Here is a 17,989-nt window from a genome sequence, read left to right on the forward strand (position 1 = left end):
ACGCTTACGCCTGCCCAATCACAATGGGCACTCAAGAAACATGCCAGCGATCAAGCTTCAGCCTTGAACAACAGACTACGAACCTCTTCCAGGCTTTCCGCCAAGCGCAACGCTTCCTCTGATGGCAGCTGACGAATAACTTCGCCCGACGCACCATCGGTTACCTTTACCACTACGCGACCACTTGAATCATCCAGACTGAAATTCAAATCTCGCCGTATGCTCTGTACAAAGCTTTGGATTGCAATCACCGCATCCTCGACCGGCTCACGGCTCTGAGTGGCTTCCTCAGGCTCTTTCTTAGACACCGCGGAATCAATCTCTGCCGCTTTGGCGGCCGCTGCAACAGGTGAGACTGGCGTAGCTGCAGCAGTCGCTTTGGAGAGCGATGCAGACAGAGAACTGTTTATCCCTATATCCATTTTCATTTACCTCGCAAGGCAAAACGGGGAGAAGTGCTATGCACTTCCCCCCGCAGTCTGATGCAGACTAGCCGTTTAGATTACTGCAGGAGGCTGAGCACGGCCTGCGGCAACTGGTTGGCCTGGGCCAGGATCGCGGTGCCAGCCTGTTGCAGAATCTGGTTCTTGCTCAGATTCGCGGTTTCGGCGGCGAAGTCGGTATCCTGGATACGGCCACGAGCGGCCGACACGTTTTCGCCGATGTTCTGCAGGTTGGTAATGGTGTTCTCGAAGCGATTCTGTACCGCACCCAGATCGGCACGCTGAGCGTCGATCGTCTTGAGGGCATCATCGATGACCAGCACGGCTTCTTGCGCACCTGCCGCATTGGTGATGTCGATTTCTTTAATGGAGTTGGTGGTAACAGCTGCCCCCGGCGTTACAGTGGCGAAAGTCGCACCTGTAGTGTCGGTGTCGGCAAAGGTAATAGTGGTGAGCGCACTGGTGGTCGGGTCGGTGGCATCGCCCTTGTTGATCACCTGATACGCGCCGGCGGCATCTTTATGCACACCCACTTCCAGGTTGGCGTCGTTGATAGCCGCCGCCAGCTTGTCGGTGATTTCGGTAGCCGTATCGGTGCTCAGCAGCTCGGCCTCCACAACCTCGCTGGTACCGTCCTCGAAAGCGAGCGTCAACGACACAGTGCCGTCGGCGGCGCCGGCGCCACTGGCAGCAGTAGCCGCGCCGAAGGTGGTTTGATAGAAGGTGCCGTCAAGCGAATCGGTACTTATTTCGTCGATGCTGACGCTGATGCTTTCGTTCGCAGCCGCACCCACCTGGAAGTTTTTGGTGCCGAAATCGCCATTGAGCAATTTCTGGCCGCCGAAGGTGGTGGTGTTACTGATACGGTCCAGTTCCTTCTTCAACTGACCGACTTCGGAGTTCAAAGCGGTCCGCTCAGACTCACTGTTGGAGCCGTTGGCCGACTGCAGGGACAGGTCACGCATACGCTGCAGAATATTGGTCGACTGCTGCAGGGCGCCTTCCGCAGTCTGCGCCAGGGAGATGCCATCGTTGGAGTTACGTACCGCTACACCCAAGCCGTTGATCTGGCTGGTCAGGCGGTTGGCAATCTGCAGGCCGGCGGCATCGTCCTTGGCACTGTTGATGCGCGAACCGGTGGACAGACGCTGCAGGGAAGTCGCCAGCGCATTGGAGGAGCTGCTCAGGTTGCGCTGGGTATTCAGGGACGCAATGTTGGTATTGACTGTAAGGGCCATGATGTTTGCCTCCAATGGGCTGATACTTGTAGGTAGCCTGGATGTGCGAGAGGTTGGACCGTTGCCTTGCTCAGGCACCCAGTTACTTCGCATTCGTAATCTATATCGCCCCTGCTGGGAAAAACTTAAGGGCCACCATTCAAAAAATTTCGCTGCCGACCGCGAGACCAAGCGCTAATTGGGTCGCAGGCCACTCAATCAGGCAGCCAAGCCTTGCGCCAAGCCTCCAGGCCAGGCCCTTCGAGCATCCATTCACGGTTTACGGAAGCACGCAATTCATCGCCCATGCGGGCGGCGGCGTCCAGATCGGACAGATGCAGGCGAATGGCGTCCAGCCAATCCCTGAAGCGGTTCTTGACCCGTGTCACCGGCAACGCGCCCTGATAGCAACGCACATCACTGCAGATCACCGGAAAACCACAGGCCCCGTACTCCAGCAAGCGCAGATTGCTCTTGCACTCGTTGAACAGATTCTGCTCAACCGGTGCCAGCGCCAGATCCAGGTTCAATCTGGCCAATGCCGCCGGGTACTGTTCGATGGGAACTCCAGGGTGAAACTCATGGATAAAGGGCCTCAGCTTGTCCGGGCACATGCCGAAAAACACCCAGTCGACTTCTCCTGCAAGCTCCTTGACCACATCGGCGATTATCTCCAGATCACCGGCATGGCCCGCGCCCCCCGCCCAGCCGACTCTTGCCCGGGCACTGGTCCGGCGCCGAGCTTGCAACCCTTGCCACCACGACACGGGCAAGCGGTTTTCGATTACCCGAATATCCTCATGCAAGCCGGCAAAGGCCTCGGCCAATGTCTCGGTGGACACTACAAACCTGTCGACATGACTCAGGCCACGGCGCAGGGACTTGAGAATGTCCTTAGGCATATGCTCGCGGTTAGAATTTTTCATCGGCAAATTGGGCAGGTAGTCATCCAATTCATAGACCTTGAACGCTCGGGAGAAGGCCTTCATCCTGCGGATCGCCTCCAACCGCTCGTCACCGATCTGTCGCTGCAATACCACCACGTCAGGGTTAAAGCGCTCCAGATCGCTGACCTGCAGCATTCCCATAGACAGCGCACCATCGATCAAACCTGCCTCTTGCTGCGCGTTGAAGGGTTGCATGACCCGGTAATGCCCACAGCCAAAGAGATCGGCAGGATGCGCCAAAATCACCGGTAATGGCCGCCAGGCGTCAAGCGGCCGCCAGGACAACTTGCTATCGGCCAGCTTGAAACCGCCGGTTTGCATCAGGGAGAAGTTGGAGTTATAAGCCGGATCTCTCGCCAGCGCGGGCAGCCATTTCGCATACATGGCATCTTGCTCCGCGACAAAGCGCTTGCGCTTGAAGTCGCTGGTCTGTTTGTCGACCTTCGTCTGACTGACACCGCCCTCGTGCATAAGTACGGCATGAGGCGTCCACACCGTTAAATAACCGACTTCGCGGGTTTTTAAACATAAATCGATATCGTTATAAGAGACCTTGAACTGCTCTTCATCCATACCACCCACGTCCAGGTAAACGGATTTTCGAATCATCAGGCACGCCGCCGTCACCGCGCTGTAGTTCTGGTCGACTTGCAAGCGCTGCATATAACCCGGGGCATCCATTGGCTCACCGATAAAGGGGTGTTCCGCTGGGCCACACAATCCAAGCACTACGCCCGCGTGCTGGATACGACCATCCGGATAGAGCAACTTCGCCCCCACGATACCGACCTCCGGACGCTGGGCATGGTTGAGCATCTCATCCAGCCAGTCGCTGCGAATAGCCGCGGTGTCATTGTTAAGCAAAACCAGATAATCACCGCGCGCCGCTCGCGCCGCCATATTGTTGATCGCCGAGAAATTGAACGGCTGCGGATAGCGGATCACCCTGACCTTCTCTTCAGCCATGGCCTCGACCCCCGCCAACCACTCGAGCGCCTCGGGCGTCTCGCTATTGTTGTCGATGATCAGGATTTCGTAATGTTCGTAGCGGGTATGTTCCAGCACGCTTTCAACACAGCGTTGGAGCATGGGTAGTTGATCCTTGGTTGGAATCAGAATCGAGACCAGCGGTTGCTGCTGATGACCATAGCTGATGCGATAACGCCCCGGCAGGTCGGAACCGACGTGCGACTGCGGATAGTCGCGCACAGCAAGATGACGGGCAATGCTTGCACGCTCATCTGGATTATCCAGCAGGGCCGGGGCCTGGGTGATAAGTAGCGGTTCACTCACATGCCCCAGATCCTGCATGCCACCCGACTCGACCAGACGCAGAATCAGATCAAGTTCCATCGCTGCGCCGTAACGCTGATCAAAACCGCCCAACTCGACGAACGCATCGCGGCGAAACAGCCAGTGACGCGCCATGCCTGCGGGAAAACTCAGCAGCAGATCCAGATTGAATCCCGGCCGGAACATCGGCCCAAGCGAGCCATCGCCCAAGCGCAGCATTTCGTCGCCATAGATGGCTCGGCAACCCGCTGAAGCGATCAATTCCAAGGCCGCAATCATCAGACCGCTTGTAGTGAACTCATCCCCCGCGTCGACCATCATGACCCAGTCGCAATCCGCCTGCGCCAACATTTGGTTGATGGTAGTGACCTGCCGATCGGCCGACACGCGCCTGCACCCTACGTGCGCATCGGCACGCTCGAATTGCGCGCCCTCGCCAACGCACAAGAGCAGAGTCTGCAGCCTGAGATAAGGCTGCTTTTCCTGGCTTAAACTGTCGAGCGTCGCCCGCAGCTTCCCTGCGTCATCCTGCTTATCCAGCACCAGGATGCCGAATCGCGGCGCGCCACCATTCGCTTGCAGGTACTCGCCGATCAAGTGTTCCTGAACCGCTGTTGGCACGCGCGTATCCAGCCATGGCCGGAAGCCCTCCCGTTCCTCTTGAATCATCTCACCGCCGGCGTCCCGCAATGGCGGGAATGCCCCAAGCCCGGGCAGTAGGGCGGCAACTGCCTCAGGTTTCTCTGCGCGCTCGGCCGCCTCGGCTAGGCGCCGACGCAAGGGGAAGTCGTGCCACTCCTCGGCGCCAGCAACCAGCGGGTGACAACGTACCTGCTCGTTTGGACGCGGCGCATACAGCCCCATGACCCGGATTTGCCCGGCGAATACCTGCACACCCTTCTGCCACAGCGGCAGCATATCGCCCTGTTGTTGACGCTGCTCGGCATGCTTACGGAAGCAGGAAAGCGGTTCGCACAGATAGGCTAGATGGCCATGCCGCAGCACATTCACATACATCGCCAGGTCGTTGATGGCGCGCACCGTCTGGCCGTCAAGGCAACATACGTTCGGCTTGATCTCGGCCAGATGCGCACGGCGGAACATCACGGTGCTCGGCTCGCCGATGAAGTTCATCGGTGAGTCGGCGAGGTAGGCGATCAGATCGCCACCGTGCAGGATGCCATCCTGATCGAACGGGCAGCAGGTCGCAGGGACATCCGCTAGCGGCAAGCCGGATTCGTCGATCAACAGGCGCCGCGAGGTCACTAGGCTGACCTCTGGATTGGCGCTCAAGACTTCCACCATGCGCTCGACGCAGTCATTCAACAGGATGTCATCGTCATTGAGGAACTTGACAAACTCGCCCTTGGCCTCGACCACGCACTGGGTGTAGTTCATCAGCCCGCCAAGGCCCGGCTGGTTGCGAATGACGCGAATCGGGTGGCGGCTGTGCCTGCGGTGACGCTCGACGATCTGCTGAATGCCATCGTCCGGGCAATCGTCGCTGATCAGGATTTCCAGCGGCTGGTAGCTCTGGGCGAGCGCACTGAGCAGCGCCGCCTCGAAGTGCCGCGGCTTAAAGGTGGGAATCACGATGCTGACGAGGGGACTCTTGCTCACGTTGTGCTTTCCTCAGTGAATGGAGGCGAGTGGCGTTTGCGCCACTCGCGCTTCATTTCAGGGTTCGAGAATATGGGAATGACTGGCCAGAACATGACGCACCGCCTGTGGACTGTTCCACATCAGCACATCGAGGACGGAAAGACCCGGCTCGCAGGTATAGGGCTGGGCGTCGTAGCGGAACTCGTCGAATTGCAGAAAGCCGAGCCGGATGCCGTGACGGGCGAAATCCTGCGGCTCGAACAGGTCACGGCCACCAGGCGGGTTCAGGTAGAAGCTGGCGTCCAGCTGTCGGCTGATTGCCGGTGCCCAGCCGCCGGGGCTGTCGATATGCTGCAGGTCCAGGTTCAGTTCCGAGCAGATCGCATAGTCGAACGGCAACTCGAGATAGGCACAGACCGCCACCAACCCTTGCACGTTGAGTTCGACCAGCGAATCGCTAGCCACAGCGTCGAAAGTGCGGTTCACCAACTGCACCACCTGCTCGTAGAACGGCGCCTTGCGCCGATAGTGAGTCAGTTTGCCGAGCACATTGGCGCGGGTCTTGGGCAGATCCTGCACGCGGGCTTCGCGGGTAGTGATAGCGATGGAAGAATTGGCCAAGGGCACGTTGACGTAGTTCCAGCCGACCTGCGGATGCAGCACGCGGTTGCGGCTCATCCAGGACTTGGGCGTGTACTGGCTGACATCGAACACCACCCAGCGCTCGGTATGGGCGATCAACGCGAAATGCCCGAGGTACGGGAAAAAGTACGGTTGCATAATGCCCAGCTTCACGCCCGCCCTCCCAGGCTGTGGCGAACGCTGGCGGCCTGCTCCTGGGCGGCGCGGATGATTTGGCCGATGCGCCGCGCGCCGGCCACATCTACCGGTTGGCCGATCGGCAGCTGCAGCACCTTGGCGCACAGCGCCTCGGTCACCGGCAGGCGTTCGGCTGCTTCAGGATACAGCTCGTCATAGGGCGTGCAGCGGTGAATGCCGGGGTAGAAATAACGCCGCGCCAGCACGTTTTCCGCACGCAGCACCGCCTGCAGCTCATCACGGCTGAGGCCGAAGCGTTCCGCGTCGATTTCGCAGACCACATATTGGTAATTGGTCGTGCTCACCGCCTGCGGTTCGATCAGACGCAAGCCCGGCAAGCCGGCCAAGGCGTCGCGGTAGGCGGCGAAAATGCCCCGGTTGCGTTCGAGGGTCTGGGCGAAACTATTCAGGCTGAGCAAAGCAATGGCCGCCTGCGCCTCGGACATACGGCCGTTGGCGGTGCGACTGACATGCACCGGGTGCCCGGCACCGTAACTGCTGCGGATATTGCGCAGGCGTGCGGCCAGTTCGTCGTCGTTGGTACACACGCAACCGCCTTCGGCGGCGCTCAACACCTTGGTGGCGTGGAAGGAAAACACTTCGAGGGCGCCGAAGTTGCCGACCGCCCTGCCCTGCACCGCGCAACCAAAGGCATGGGCCGAGTCGTAATACAGCGGCACGCCGCGCCTATCGGCGAGCTCACGCAACTGGTCCTGGGCGCAGACATCGCCCCACAGGTTGACCGCCAATATGGCGCTGACGTCGTTGTCTTCCAGCAACGCTTCCACCAGGACCGGGTCGAGCTGATGAGTCAAGGGGTCGACGTCGCAGAACAGCGGCTCCAGTCCTGCCCAGGTCAGCGACTGCGAGGTGGCGATAAAGGAGAACGCCGGGGTGATCACCTTGCCGCGCAGACCCAGGGCATCGGCGGCCATCAGCAGGCCGATGGTGGCATTGGTGACGCAAATGGCGTGACGCACGCCCAGGCGCTCTTGCAGTACCTGCTCCAGTTGTTGGGTCAACGGCCCTTGGTTGGTGTAGTACTGGCGCTCGAAGATGCCGCGCATGGCCTGCTCGTAGGCGGACCATTCGGGGAAATACAGTTGACCGACCGGCAGCGGCTGCTCGAACGCCGGTGTGGCGCCGAGGATGGCGAGTTCGACGGCGCTCATACGGCAACCCTCTGGCGCAGTTCGGCGGCATGGGCATGGACAAAGCCCAGCATGGCGACGATGGCGTGGACGTCCTGTTCATCGACGAAATGGCCGCAGGGCAGCAGCACAAAGCGTTCGGCGAGCCGCTCGGTCACCGGCAGCGAGCCGCCGATGGTCGGGTAATCGGTGGGTTTCTGGTGCAGCGCCGGCGAATAATAGGCGCGGGCGAGAATGCCTTCGGCGTTGAGCAGGCTCAGGGTCTGCGCCCTGGGCAGCGACCAATCGTCGAGCAGTTCGATCAGGATGTTCTTGAAGCCGCTCCGCTCGCTTTCGTCGAACTCGACCAGGCGCAAACCCGGCAGCCCCGTCAGCTCCCGTCGATAAGCCAGGTAGCGCTCGCGATTGCGTGCCACCTGAGCGTCCAACCCATCCAAGCCGGCCAGGGCCATGGCCGCGTGTACCTCGTTGAGCTTGGCGTTCATGCCCAGTTCCTGGACGTTGTCCGGGGTGTAGAAACCGAAGCCGCGCATGCGCACCAGTTTGGCCGCCAGCTCGGCGTCGTTGGTGGTGATATAGCCGCCCTCGAAACCGTTGAGCAGCTTGCTCGCATGCAGGGAGAAGCACTCGGCCCGACCGAAGCTGCCGACTTTACGCCCGGCACAGGTTTCATGGACCGACTCGACGGCGTCGATAAACAGCGGAATGCCGCTTTCCTCGGCCAGCGCTTCCAGCCCGAGTGCATCGCAGCAATTCATGATCGGGTGCACACCGAGGATCAGCGCGGTCTGCTCGTTCAAATGCGGGCGTACGGTGTCGGCGCTCAGCGACAGGGTCTGCAGATCGACCTCGCAGAAGCGCGGCACCAGGTCGGCCCAGGCCGCCACATCGGCCATGCGCCTGTATGTCAGCGAGGGCATGACGATTTCCCGCCGCCCCGGCAGGGCCAGGCATTTGATCGCCAACACCAACGCCCAGAAGCCGCTGCAAAAGGTTACGCAGTGGCTGGTCTGGTGAAACTCGGCCAAGCGCCGCTCCAACTGCTGCACCAGCGGCCCGTTGTTGGTGAACTGATGCGCCTCGTAGAAGGTGCGCGAGTACTCCAGGAAACGTTCGAAATCCGGCTGAACCAGGCTCGACGTCGAGCGCGGCAGGTCGAACAGCGGCTGGCCGCCAAACAGCGCCAGCTCATCGCAACTGGATTTGGTACTCATGGGCGCGCGCGTTCGAGCAGAGCGTCATAGCGGTAGTGCGCCGTGTAGAAGCCCTTGGGCATGCGCTGGATATGCGCCTGCCAGCCGCAATCGGCGGCCAGCTGGCAGAACTCCTCGGCGCTGCGCCAGATGCCGATTTTCGAATCGTGGTGCTTGAGTTCGGCGCTGTGGTCGCGGCCATCGGTGTAAAAATCCTGATGCCGTTCGAGGTCCGGCAGATTGCCGATAAACACCCGCTCGACCTTGCTGTAATCGCGGCGCAGCGTGGTCAATACCAGACGCGCAGTGGCCTCGGGAAAATACGGGAAGCTGCCGTAGCACAGCACCTTGGTGAAGCGCGCCGGGTCGGTCTCGGCGACAATGTACTCGCCGACGTCGGCCAGATCCAAACGACGCAGCGGCAGCTGTTCGAAATAACGCTTGGCCACCTCGATCAGCACCTCGGAATAATCCACGCCATAGACTTCGGCGCAGTCGTCGAAGAAGTAGCGCGACAACGCGCCATTGCCGCAGGCCAGATCCAGCAGACGGTCGCCGGGCTGGAAGGCCAACGCACCTTTTATGGTCGCGACAATCAATTGAATCTGCTCTTCCGAAACTGGCTGGCCATTGACCGACCGCTTGATCTGCCCCCAGAAGTCGTCGGGAGCCAGGGTTTTCGGATATTCCTTGAAATCTGATTCCACGGGAGTTAGCCCCTACCTGCTGCAATTAAGTTGATCACCGACTTCGGGTGACCGTCTGCCAACAGACCAGGCCACCGATCCTGCCATGCCGTTATGCACGCGCGATATAGAGAATGCTGCTCGGCTTCAGGCCCATTGCTGCATACACTTCAGAACCGAAGTAGTCGATTCCGTATTGGTCGACGCCGAAACCGTTGTCCTCGATTTTGCGCACATAGTCATCGTGGGCATACAGCCGCACGTGATCGTTCTGTCCATACAGGCGCCAGCGCCCGGCCTCGTCAGTAACGCTGGGGTCTTCAAGGGTGTGTTCGATCCCGACGATGATCGGAGCCATTAAAATGCCGCAGCCGCCGTCACGGGTGATCCGGCGCAACTCGCGAATCGCCGTGCCGTCGTCAGCCACGTGCTCGAGCACATGGCTGCAGATAAAGAAATCGAATGCGCCATCGCCGAAGGGGGTGTCCATCAGGTCAACCTGATGGTCCACACCAGGCATCGATAGATCGGCAGTGGCGTAATCAAAGAATTGGCTAGCGCGGATAACACGGGACATCGCCTGTTCCGGTGCAAAATGCATAACCTGGGCACCCTTGCACAGTCGACCAGCGGCTATCTCTTGCTCCATCCAGTACACATACAGTCGCTCGCGATCAGAGGCGCCGCAGCGTTTGCAGGTATAGGTGTCGTGGGCGGTCATCTCGCCTTGGCCGTAATGTACGAAGCCGTAGCGGCGTGCGTTTTCCCGGTAGAATTCGGGGATCGCCACGAAACTCACCTCAGCCTGTTTGCACACCGGGCAGTTGTAAGCGGGCTGCGCAATCGCTTGCGGTGCCGAAACGCAATCCGGTGTGGCCGTCGATGGCGCCAACTGGCTGATCAGTGCATGCTGCTCCTCGAGAATTTCGAGCAGATTATTGGCCACCAGATGCTGGCTCTCGCCCTGCATCGCCAAGGCCTCGCGAAAAAGCTTCAATGCAGTCTGCGCATCGCCCAGACGGTATTGCACCACAGCCAAATCGTTGGCCAGTTCGGCATGCAATCCCGCAGACTGCTTGACCTGCTCGAGCAGATGCAATGCGGACGCAAAATCACCGTCACCGAAGGCCTGGTAAGCCTGCGCTTTCAACGTTTGCAAATCGGATCCCATGAATAACCTCATGCACTGGTTCTCGCGAGGCTCGACTAAAATAGCCAAGCCACGACGGAAAACGTGACTGATTCGGCCAAAGGCCTAACTGAAACCTGTCCCGCAAGAACCCCGGCGACAGGCCGGCAGAGCGTTCGAGAATGGGCACAGGCGAGATGGAAGGAAATGATGGAAAAAGCATGTTCCTGGCCAGTACAGCAGCCACCCGTGGCTAATCAGCGCAACTTGTTGAACAGACTGAGTCCGGCGATCTTCACATAGCTTTGCTGCGACGCCTCCAGAACGATGGTCTGGAAGGACAACCGCGACAGGGCTTCGGCGTAGTCCAGCTCGCGCAGGTCGGCCTGCACGGACTTGTTGACCAGCGAAACGTCTTCATTATCGGTCTGGGTCGAGTCGATGATGTTCAGGCGTGCGCCGATTTCGCCGCGCACACTGTCGACGGTGCTCATGCCGTGATCGAGGTTGGTCAGGGCCACCGCCACCGCATCGCGCACCTGCAAGCCAGTTGCAGGGTTTTCCAGACTGGTGCGCAGCTGAGAAATGGTGTCGAGGATGCCCTGTGTTTGCCGCGCGGGATCAGCGGTGATGTCGATGCTTTCGCCGCCCACGGGCACCCCGTCGAACTGCACGCTCACCCCGCGAAACACCAGCTGGTCACTGGTTTCATCGTCAGCATCCATACGCCCGCTGGCGAGCACAGCGGCGGCAGGAATGTCATAGACGTCGTAGCGCTTCGGATCTGTCGGATCGAAGCGGATTTCAACACCCGTAACAGGAAACGCAGGGTTGCCGGTAAAGGCCACTTCGTCCTGAACCAGCGGTGCCGACACGCGGAGAGTGGAACCGGGGGCCAGTGAGGCGTCGAGCGCCGCATCCAGGCGCCCGGCATTGGTGACGTTCTGGAAGATTTTCTTGCCGCTGTCGCTGATCGCCAGATCCAGCGAGCTGGCCACCTGCAGCTTGCGCTGGCCTTCGTCGCCCTCATAGCTGTAGCTGCCATCGCCCTGGCGCACGAAGGGCTGGGTCTTGCCCTGAAAACCGGCGAACAAATATTCGCCGCGGGCATTGCGAGTATTCATCAGGCCGAACAGTTCCTCCTCGCGCGCCCCCAGCTCCGCTGCAATGGACTGACGATCCGGCTGGCTCAGCGCTCCATTGCCTGCCTGCACAGCCAGCTCGCGCACACGCTGGAGAATGGTGTTGACCGAGTTGAGGGTGACTTCTTCCTGGGTCAGGCTGTTGTTCGCGGCGGTGAGGTTGTCCTTGTACTGGGTCAGCACATTCTGCTGCTGCTCCAGTTGCAGCAGGCGCACCGAGGCCACCGGGTCGTCCGCCGGGGTGAGGATGCGGTTGCCGGTGCTGATCTGCTCCTGGGTGCGGGTGGCACTGGCGTAGTTGCGCTGGATGCCGGCGACTCCGTTGTTGAACGCCTGGATGGTGGAGATGCGCATGCTTGAGCCTCTTGTTGCAATCCGGAGTCTGGCCGCCGCTAGCAGCCCTTCACCCTAGCCCGCTCCCGGAGGGAGAGGGGATTGTCCTGTACGCGCCTGACATCGGCGCACATTTATCTAAAGGTATTGATCAGGGTATCGAACAAAGAGCGGGCAACTTGAATGACCTGCGCCGATGCGTTGTAGTACTGCTCGAATTTGATCAGGTTGGCGGCCTCTTCGTCGAGGTTGACCGCAGACAGCGAGTCGCGGTTGTTGGTTGCCTGCTTGAGGATGGCGCCGGTCGCCTCGCTGTCCTGCCGGGTCTGGGCGGTCAGGGTGCCGACTCGCTCGACCAGATCGCCATAGCCGTCGGTGAAGCTGACGCCGGTACTGATACCCACTGACGGATCCACGCCTACGGTCTGCTTGTTCTGCAGGTCTACCAATTTCAGGGCGTTGCGGTTGTCCGATACGCCGTTGCTGTTGAATCCCAAGGTGAAGGTGTCGCCACTTTCTGGACGACCGCTGATAGCGAAACTGACAACGTTGCCCCCTCCCAGATCCAACTCATAGCTATTCGACTGCCCAGTGACAAAAGCGCCAGCAGGCACTCGGGTCAAGCCGGTTACCGGAGTGCCTGGCGGGTTTTCAAAAGTGCCGGCGCCGTTATAAATGAACCCCATCGGCAAGGCCGCGGCGATAGCGGAAGCGTCTATGGGGCTACTACCCGCCGCAATCAAATCAGGTTGAGAAATCGAGCCATTACCGCGGTTCTGCAAGTCAGCTTCGGAACGCACTGGCGCGGCGAACGCCAACTGATCAGGCTGATCCAGCACAGCGCTTATAGTCGTAGCGCCCCGCCGGGTCGGTTGCAGCAAGAACGTGTCATCTGCCGCCGGGGCAGAATCGATGGCCAGCTCGAAGCCCTGATCGCGGCCGGCCGCATCGGTGAACGTCAGGGTCGCCGGATAGCTGCCAGGCGAGCTGGGGCTGATCGTCATCGCCGCCCCATCGCTCAAGCGCCGGGCGCTGTAGTTGCTGCCGTCGAACTCCAGGCGGTAGTCGCTGGTGGTGAGCACACTGGTATCGGTGATATTCAGCGCCGGCTGGACGTTGCTGGTATTGCTCGAAAATGCCCGCACCCGCAGCTGGGCCAGCGCCGTATCGTTGTAATCGCCGAACAGCGCCGTGCCCACCTGGCCTTTCAGGTCCAGGCCCTGGCCGAGCTGGGTGTTGACTTGATCGCTGACCGCCAGGGCCAGTCGCCCCAGTGAGTTGAGGGTCGGGTCCAAGGATTCTGCGCGGTAGCGGATCAGCCCGCCCAGTTCGCCGCCGGTGATCAGGGAGGTTATGCCCTGGCTCGAGCCGCCGCTGACGAAGTTCACCTCGAAACGTGTCGGGTCGCCCTGCCCAGGCCCGACTTCCAGGCGGCTGGTGGTGCTGCCCACCACCAGCGGCTGACCGGAACCAACGAACAGGTTGAGCGAACTGTCATCCTGCGCCACCACGGTCACGCCCACATAGGTGGACAGCTGGCGGATTGCCTCCTCGCGCACATCGAGCAAGTCGTTGGGTTGCTGGCCGTTGGCGGCAGCCTTGGCGATGGCATCGTTGTAGCCGGCGATCGAACTGGCCAGACGATTGACCTGGTCGCTGACGGCCACCATCTGTTTGTTGATAAAGCTGTTCTGCTCGGTAATCCGGTCGGACACCGTATTGAAGCGCCTGGCCAGACCTTCCGCCTCGGACAGCACCAGTTGCCGCGCCGGGATATTGGACGGGTCTTCGGCGGCCGTCTGCAGGGAAGAGAAGAACTTCTGCAGCGAGGGCGTGATGCCGGTGGTGGTGCCGGCCAACAGCGAGTCGAGCTGTTCGATCTGGCTTCTATATGCCTCGACATCGGAACTGAGGGCGGTACTGCTGCGCACCTGCGTGGTCAGAAATTCACTGTAGGTACGACGGATATCGACCAGGGTGGTGCCCGAGCCTATATAGCCGGCGCCGCTGAACTGCGGGTTACGCGTGGCCTGCACCGCATCCTGGCGAGAAAACCCGGGGGTGTTGACGTTGGTGATGTTATGGCCGGTGACTGCCAGCGACGTCTTGTTCGCCGACAACCCGGACAGGCCAATACTCAGTAAGTCAGCCATGGCTCAATTCACCCCTGGGTCAGCGCTGTGCCGCTGGACGCGATCGTTTGGTAGGTCGACATCTGCCGGGCGATCTGCGCCACCTTGCGGGCGTACTGCGGGTCGGTGGCGTAACCGGCCTTTTGCAGCTCGCGGGCGAATTGCTCAGGGTTCTGCGTGGCATCGAGGGCTTTCTCGTAGCGGCCGTTGCTCTGCAAAAAGCTCACATAATCATCAAAGCTGTGGGCATAAGAGTCATAGGAACGGAAGGATGCCGCCTCTTTGACAGCCTTGCCGCCCTTGTATTCGGTGGTCAGCACCCGTGCCGACTCGCCATCCCAGCTGTTGTGGCTCTTGATACCGAACAGGTTGTGGCTGCTGCTGCCGTCCTGCTGACGAATGATCGACTTGCCCCAACCGGTTTCCAGAGCGGCCTGGGCCACCAGATAGCGCGCATCGACACCGATCTTCTCGGCGGCCTGCTCGGCCATCGGCAGCATGGCCGCGATGAACTCGTCCTTCGACGCGAAGGCTGTCTTGCCCGGCGCTTGAGCGGTCTGTGCCAGACGACGTCCGCTGATGGCATCTGCGCCATTCAGGCTCAGGGCCTTGTCGGCGGGAGCGGCAAACGCCTTGGCCGCAATCCAGTCGTTCTGCGCCAACGGCTGTGTATCCGCCACGCCGGTCGTTGGCACGATGCCCGCCATCATCCGGTCGCTCAGCCTGCCCGGCAACGACAGACGCCGCTGGTTGAGCAAAGATGAATCGTCGCGGCTGCTGTCGACCCTGGCCAGTGGCTTGCTCGGCGCGCTCGGCACCGGCTGATCGACCTGGGCGAAAGGATTGGGCCGACTGCCGGCGTCCTTGAGCTGCGACATCTGCCGCACCATCACGTCGGCCAGGCCGATACCATTCTGGTTATTCGACAGGGTCACCGACAATTGCTGGTCGTGCATGTCCTGATAGGTCTTGCTCTCGTTGCTGTTCATGAAATTGCCTTCGGCGAACACTTCGTTGGCCGACCGCATGGCTTTGAGCATTTCATTGAGAAACAGCGATTCGAACTCTTGCGCCACCTTGCGAATGTTCTTTTCGCTGTCGCCACCGAGCTTGAACTGGTTGAGCCGGTTCAGGTCGGTGAAGGCGCCGCTGTCCAGCGGGCTGTTGGTGTTGACGCTGCCGAGCAAGCCGGCCGAGAGTCGAGAATCCATAACCTATACCTCAAATGACAATCAGGTCAGCCTGCAAGGCGCCGGCTTGCTTGAGCGCCTCCAGGATGGCCATCAGGTCGGAGGGCGATGCGCCCACCTGGTTAACCGCCCGGACAATTTCATCCAGAGTGGTTCCGGGACCAAACTTGAACATCGGCTTGGCTTCCTGCTGGGCACCGACCCGCGAGCGTGGCACTACTGCGGTCTGCCCGCCGGATAAGGCTTCCGGCTGACTGACGATAGGGTCTTCGGTAATGGTTACCGTAAGGCTGCCGTGGGTTACGGCGGCCGGCTGCACGCGCACGTTCTGGCCAATGACGATGGTGCCGGTGCGTGAATTGATGATGATCTTGGCCACTGCCTGGCCGACTTCCACTTCGAGATTTTCCAGGATCGACAGGTAATCGACGCGCTGATTCGGATCGAGTGGCGCACTGACGCGGATCGAACCGCCGTCGAGCGCCTGGGCGACACCGGGGCCAAGCAGGTCGTTAATCTGGTCGACGATATTCTTTGCGGTGGTGTAGTCCGGGCGATTGAGGTTGAGCGTCAGGGTATTGCCCTGATTGAAACCGCTGGGCACCGAGCGCTCGACCGATGCGCCACCAGGTATACGCCCCGCCGAGGGTACATTGACGGTAATCCGCGAACCGTCGCCGCCTTCGGCATCGAACCCGCCGACAACCAAATTGCCCTGGGCAATGGCGTAGACATTACCGTCGATACCCTTGAGCGGCGCCATCAACAAGCTGCCGCCGCGCAGGCTCTTGGCGTTGCCGATAGAGGAAACGGTGATGTCGATGGTCTGCCCCGGCCTGGCGAACGCGGGCAAGTCGGCATGGATGGACACCGCCGCGACGTTCTTCAATTGGACGTTGCCACCTTGCGGTACCTTGATGCCGAACTGCGCCATCATGTTGTTGAAGGTCTGCACGGTGAACGGCGTCTGGGTGGTCTGGTCGCCGCTGCCATTGAGGCCGACCACCAGGCCGTAACCGATCAGCTGGTTACTGCGCACGCCCTGGATGCTGGCCAGGTCCTTGAGCCGCTCAGCTTGCGCGACAGACGTCAGCAGCAAGGCGGCCAGGAGAGTCATCCACTTCGACATGGTCATGGTTTCCAGCCTCAAAACGGCCACAGCGGGCTGATGAAAAACCGATCGAGCCAACCCGGCTGACTGGCTTCGGCGAAGGAGCCGGTGCCTGAATAAGTGATGCGGGCGTCGGCGATGCGGGTCGAGGCCACCGTGTTATCCGTGGAAATGTCGTCGGCGCGAACCAGGCCGGCAATGCGCACCAATTCATCGCCCGTGTTGAGGGTCATCCACTTCTCACCACGTACGGCCAGAATGCCGTTAGGCAGCACCTCGGCCACGGTTACCGTGATCGAACCACTCAGGCTGTTGCTCTGGGCCGCCTTGCTGCTGCCCTGGGTGTCGCGGCTAGCGTTGTACTCGGCACCGAGCGACAATTTATTGTCGGAAAATGGATTGGCCGCCGATACCGCGCCCCCGAACAGCGAGGTCAGGCCGATGTCGGCGCTGCTGTCCTTCTGGATCTGCGAGCCGGCATTCTTGCTGGCCTGGGTACGCTCGTTGAGGGTGATGGTGATGATGTCGCCGACGCGATAGGCCTTGCGGTCACCGAACAGGTTGTTCTCGAAGCCGGCCTGATAAATCGAACCATTGTTCTGCTCCGCCGGTAACGGCGTGCGTGGCAGGACCGGCGCGTAATACGGGTCGTTGGGCTTCGCTGGCGGCGAGACGCAGCCACCCAGAAGCGCAAGACCCAGCATCGAGAGCACTATTACCAGCCGGTTCATAACCACTACCTCACCGCGTTTTATATCGAGCCAGGGCCGGGCTGACGCCCAGCATCAAGGGTTAAAGATTCTGCGAAACGAAGGCCAGCATCTGATCGGCGGTGGAGATGACTTTCGAGTTCATCTCGTAGGCGCGCTGGGTGGTGATCATGTTCACCAACTCCTCGACCACGCTGACGTTGGAGTTTTCCAGGGTGTTCTGCAGGGTGGTGCCCAGGCCGTTGAGGCCCGGCGTGCCGACCTGCGGTGCACCGCTGGCGGCCGTTTCCAGGAACAGGTTGTTGCCGATCGCTTCCAGGCCCGCCGGATTGATGAAGTCGGCGGTCTGCAAATTGCCGACGATCTGCGGCTGCGGACTGCCGTCGGTGGTCACCGAAACCGTACCGTCTTCGCCAACGGTGAAGGTGCGCACTTCGTTGGGCAGGACGATCGCCGGCTCCAGGGCATACCCGTTGGAGGTAACGACCTGGCCATCCGAATTCAAATGAAAGCTGCCATCACGGGTATAGGACACTGTGCCATCGGGCATCAACACCTGGAAGAAACCGCGACCATTGACCGCCATGTCCAGGGGCTGCTCGGTGGTTTGCAAGCTGCCGGCAGTGAAGATCTTCTGCGTGCCGACTACGCGCACACCGGTACCCAGTTGCAAACCGGACGGCAGCTGGCTGTCCTGGCTGGACTGGCCACCTGGCTGGCGGCGGATCTGATACAGCAGATCTTCGAACTCGGCACGATCGCGCTTGAAACCCGTGGTCGAGACGTTGGCCAGGTTGTTGGAAATGGTGGTCAGGTTCATGTCCTGAGCGGACAGACCGGTCTTGCTGACCCACAGTGCCGGAAGCATATCGATTCTCCTCGAGCGCCATT

At 60.5% G+C, this 17,989-nt stretch carries 14 protein-coding genes; all 14 read right to left on the reverse strand.

What is annotated here, in order from left to right; genetic code table 11:
* Positions 1–50: 50 nt before the first annotated feature.
* Positions 51–422: a flagellar protein FlaG gene (locus LJY18_RS10395; protein ID WP_238041873.1), complete on the reverse strand. Its 372-nt coding sequence runs from the start codon at positions 420–422 to the stop codon at positions 51–53.
* A gap of 80 nt (positions 423–502) precedes the next feature.
* Positions 503–1,681, reverse strand: a complete 1,179-nt coding sequence (locus tag LJY18_RS10400) for a flagellin (protein ID WP_238041720.1) — start codon at positions 1,679–1,681, stop codon at positions 503–505.
* A gap of 194 nt (positions 1,682–1,875) precedes the next feature.
* Positions 1,876–5,520, reverse strand: coding sequence for a glycosyltransferase (locus LJY18_RS10405; protein ID WP_238041721.1), 3,645 nt, complete (start codon positions 5,518–5,520; stop codon positions 1,876–1,878).
* A gap of 57 nt (positions 5,521–5,577) precedes the next feature.
* Entirely contained in the window at positions 5,578–6,297 is a 720-nt protein-coding gene (locus tag LJY18_RS10410) for a WbqC family protein (protein ID WP_238041722.1), read from the reverse strand.
* Positions 6,294–7,493: a DegT/DnrJ/EryC1/StrS family aminotransferase gene (locus tag LJY18_RS10415; RefSeq protein ID WP_238041723.1), complete on the reverse strand. Its 1,200-nt coding sequence runs from the start codon at positions 7,491–7,493 to the stop codon at positions 6,294–6,296. The genes LJY18_RS10410 and LJY18_RS10415 overlap by 4 nt, the downstream gene beginning before the upstream one ends.
* Positions 7,490–8,686, reverse strand: coding sequence for a DegT/DnrJ/EryC1/StrS family aminotransferase (locus LJY18_RS10420; protein ID WP_238041724.1), 1,197 nt, complete (start codon positions 8,684–8,686; stop codon positions 7,490–7,492). Before LJY18_RS10420 ends, LJY18_RS10415 begins: the two co-directional genes overlap by 4 nt.
* Entirely contained in the window at positions 8,683–9,372 is a 690-nt protein-coding gene (locus LJY18_RS10425; protein WP_238041725.1) for a class I SAM-dependent methyltransferase, read from the reverse strand. The genes LJY18_RS10420 and LJY18_RS10425 overlap by 4 nt, the downstream gene beginning before the upstream one ends.
* 91 nt (positions 9,373–9,463) lie before the next feature.
* Entirely contained in the window at positions 9,464–10,570 is a 1,107-nt protein-coding gene (locus LJY18_RS10430) for a methyltransferase domain-containing protein (RefSeq protein ID WP_238041726.1), read from the reverse strand.
* A gap of 167 nt (positions 10,571–10,737) precedes the next feature.
* Positions 10,738–11,976: a flagellar hook-associated protein FlgL gene (gene flgL / locus LJY18_RS10435; protein WP_238041727.1), complete on the reverse strand. Its 1,239-nt coding sequence runs from the start codon at positions 11,974–11,976 to the stop codon at positions 10,738–10,740.
* A gap of 113 nt (positions 11,977–12,089) precedes the next feature.
* The gene (gene flgK, locus LJY18_RS10440) at positions 12,090–14,108 is read right to left on the reverse strand and encodes a flagellar hook-associated protein FlgK (protein WP_238041728.1); all 2,019 of its coding nucleotides are present in this window, start codon (positions 14,106–14,108) and stop codon (positions 12,090–12,092) included.
* A gap of 8 nt (positions 14,109–14,116) precedes the next feature.
* On the reverse strand, positions 14,117–15,298 hold the full coding sequence (flgJ, locus tag LJY18_RS10445) for a flagellar assembly peptidoglycan hydrolase FlgJ (protein WP_238041729.1): 1,182 nt from the start codon (positions 15,296–15,298) through the stop codon (positions 14,117–14,119).
* Positions 15,299–15,308: 10 nt separating this feature from the next.
* Entirely contained in the window at positions 15,309–16,406 is a 1,098-nt protein-coding gene (locus LJY18_RS10450) for a flagellar basal body P-ring protein FlgI (RefSeq protein WP_238041874.1), read from the reverse strand.
* A 17-nt stretch (positions 16,407–16,423) separates the two neighbouring features.
* A complete protein-coding gene (flgH, locus tag LJY18_RS10455; RefSeq protein WP_238041730.1) occupies positions 16,424–17,119 on the reverse strand; it encodes a flagellar basal body L-ring protein FlgH in 696 nt (231 codons plus the stop codon).
* Between the two features lie 61 nt (positions 17,120–17,180).
* Entirely contained in the window at positions 17,181–17,966 is a 786-nt protein-coding gene (gene flgG, locus LJY18_RS10460; RefSeq protein ID WP_079201391.1) for a flagellar basal-body rod protein FlgG, read from the reverse strand.
* Between the last annotated feature and the right edge of the window lie 23 nt (positions 17,967–17,989).

Source organism: Pseudomonas sp. MMS21 TM103 (assembly GCF_022132145.1).
Classification (GTDB): Bacteria; Pseudomonadota; Gammaproteobacteria; order Pseudomonadales; family Pseudomonadaceae; genus Aquipseudomonas.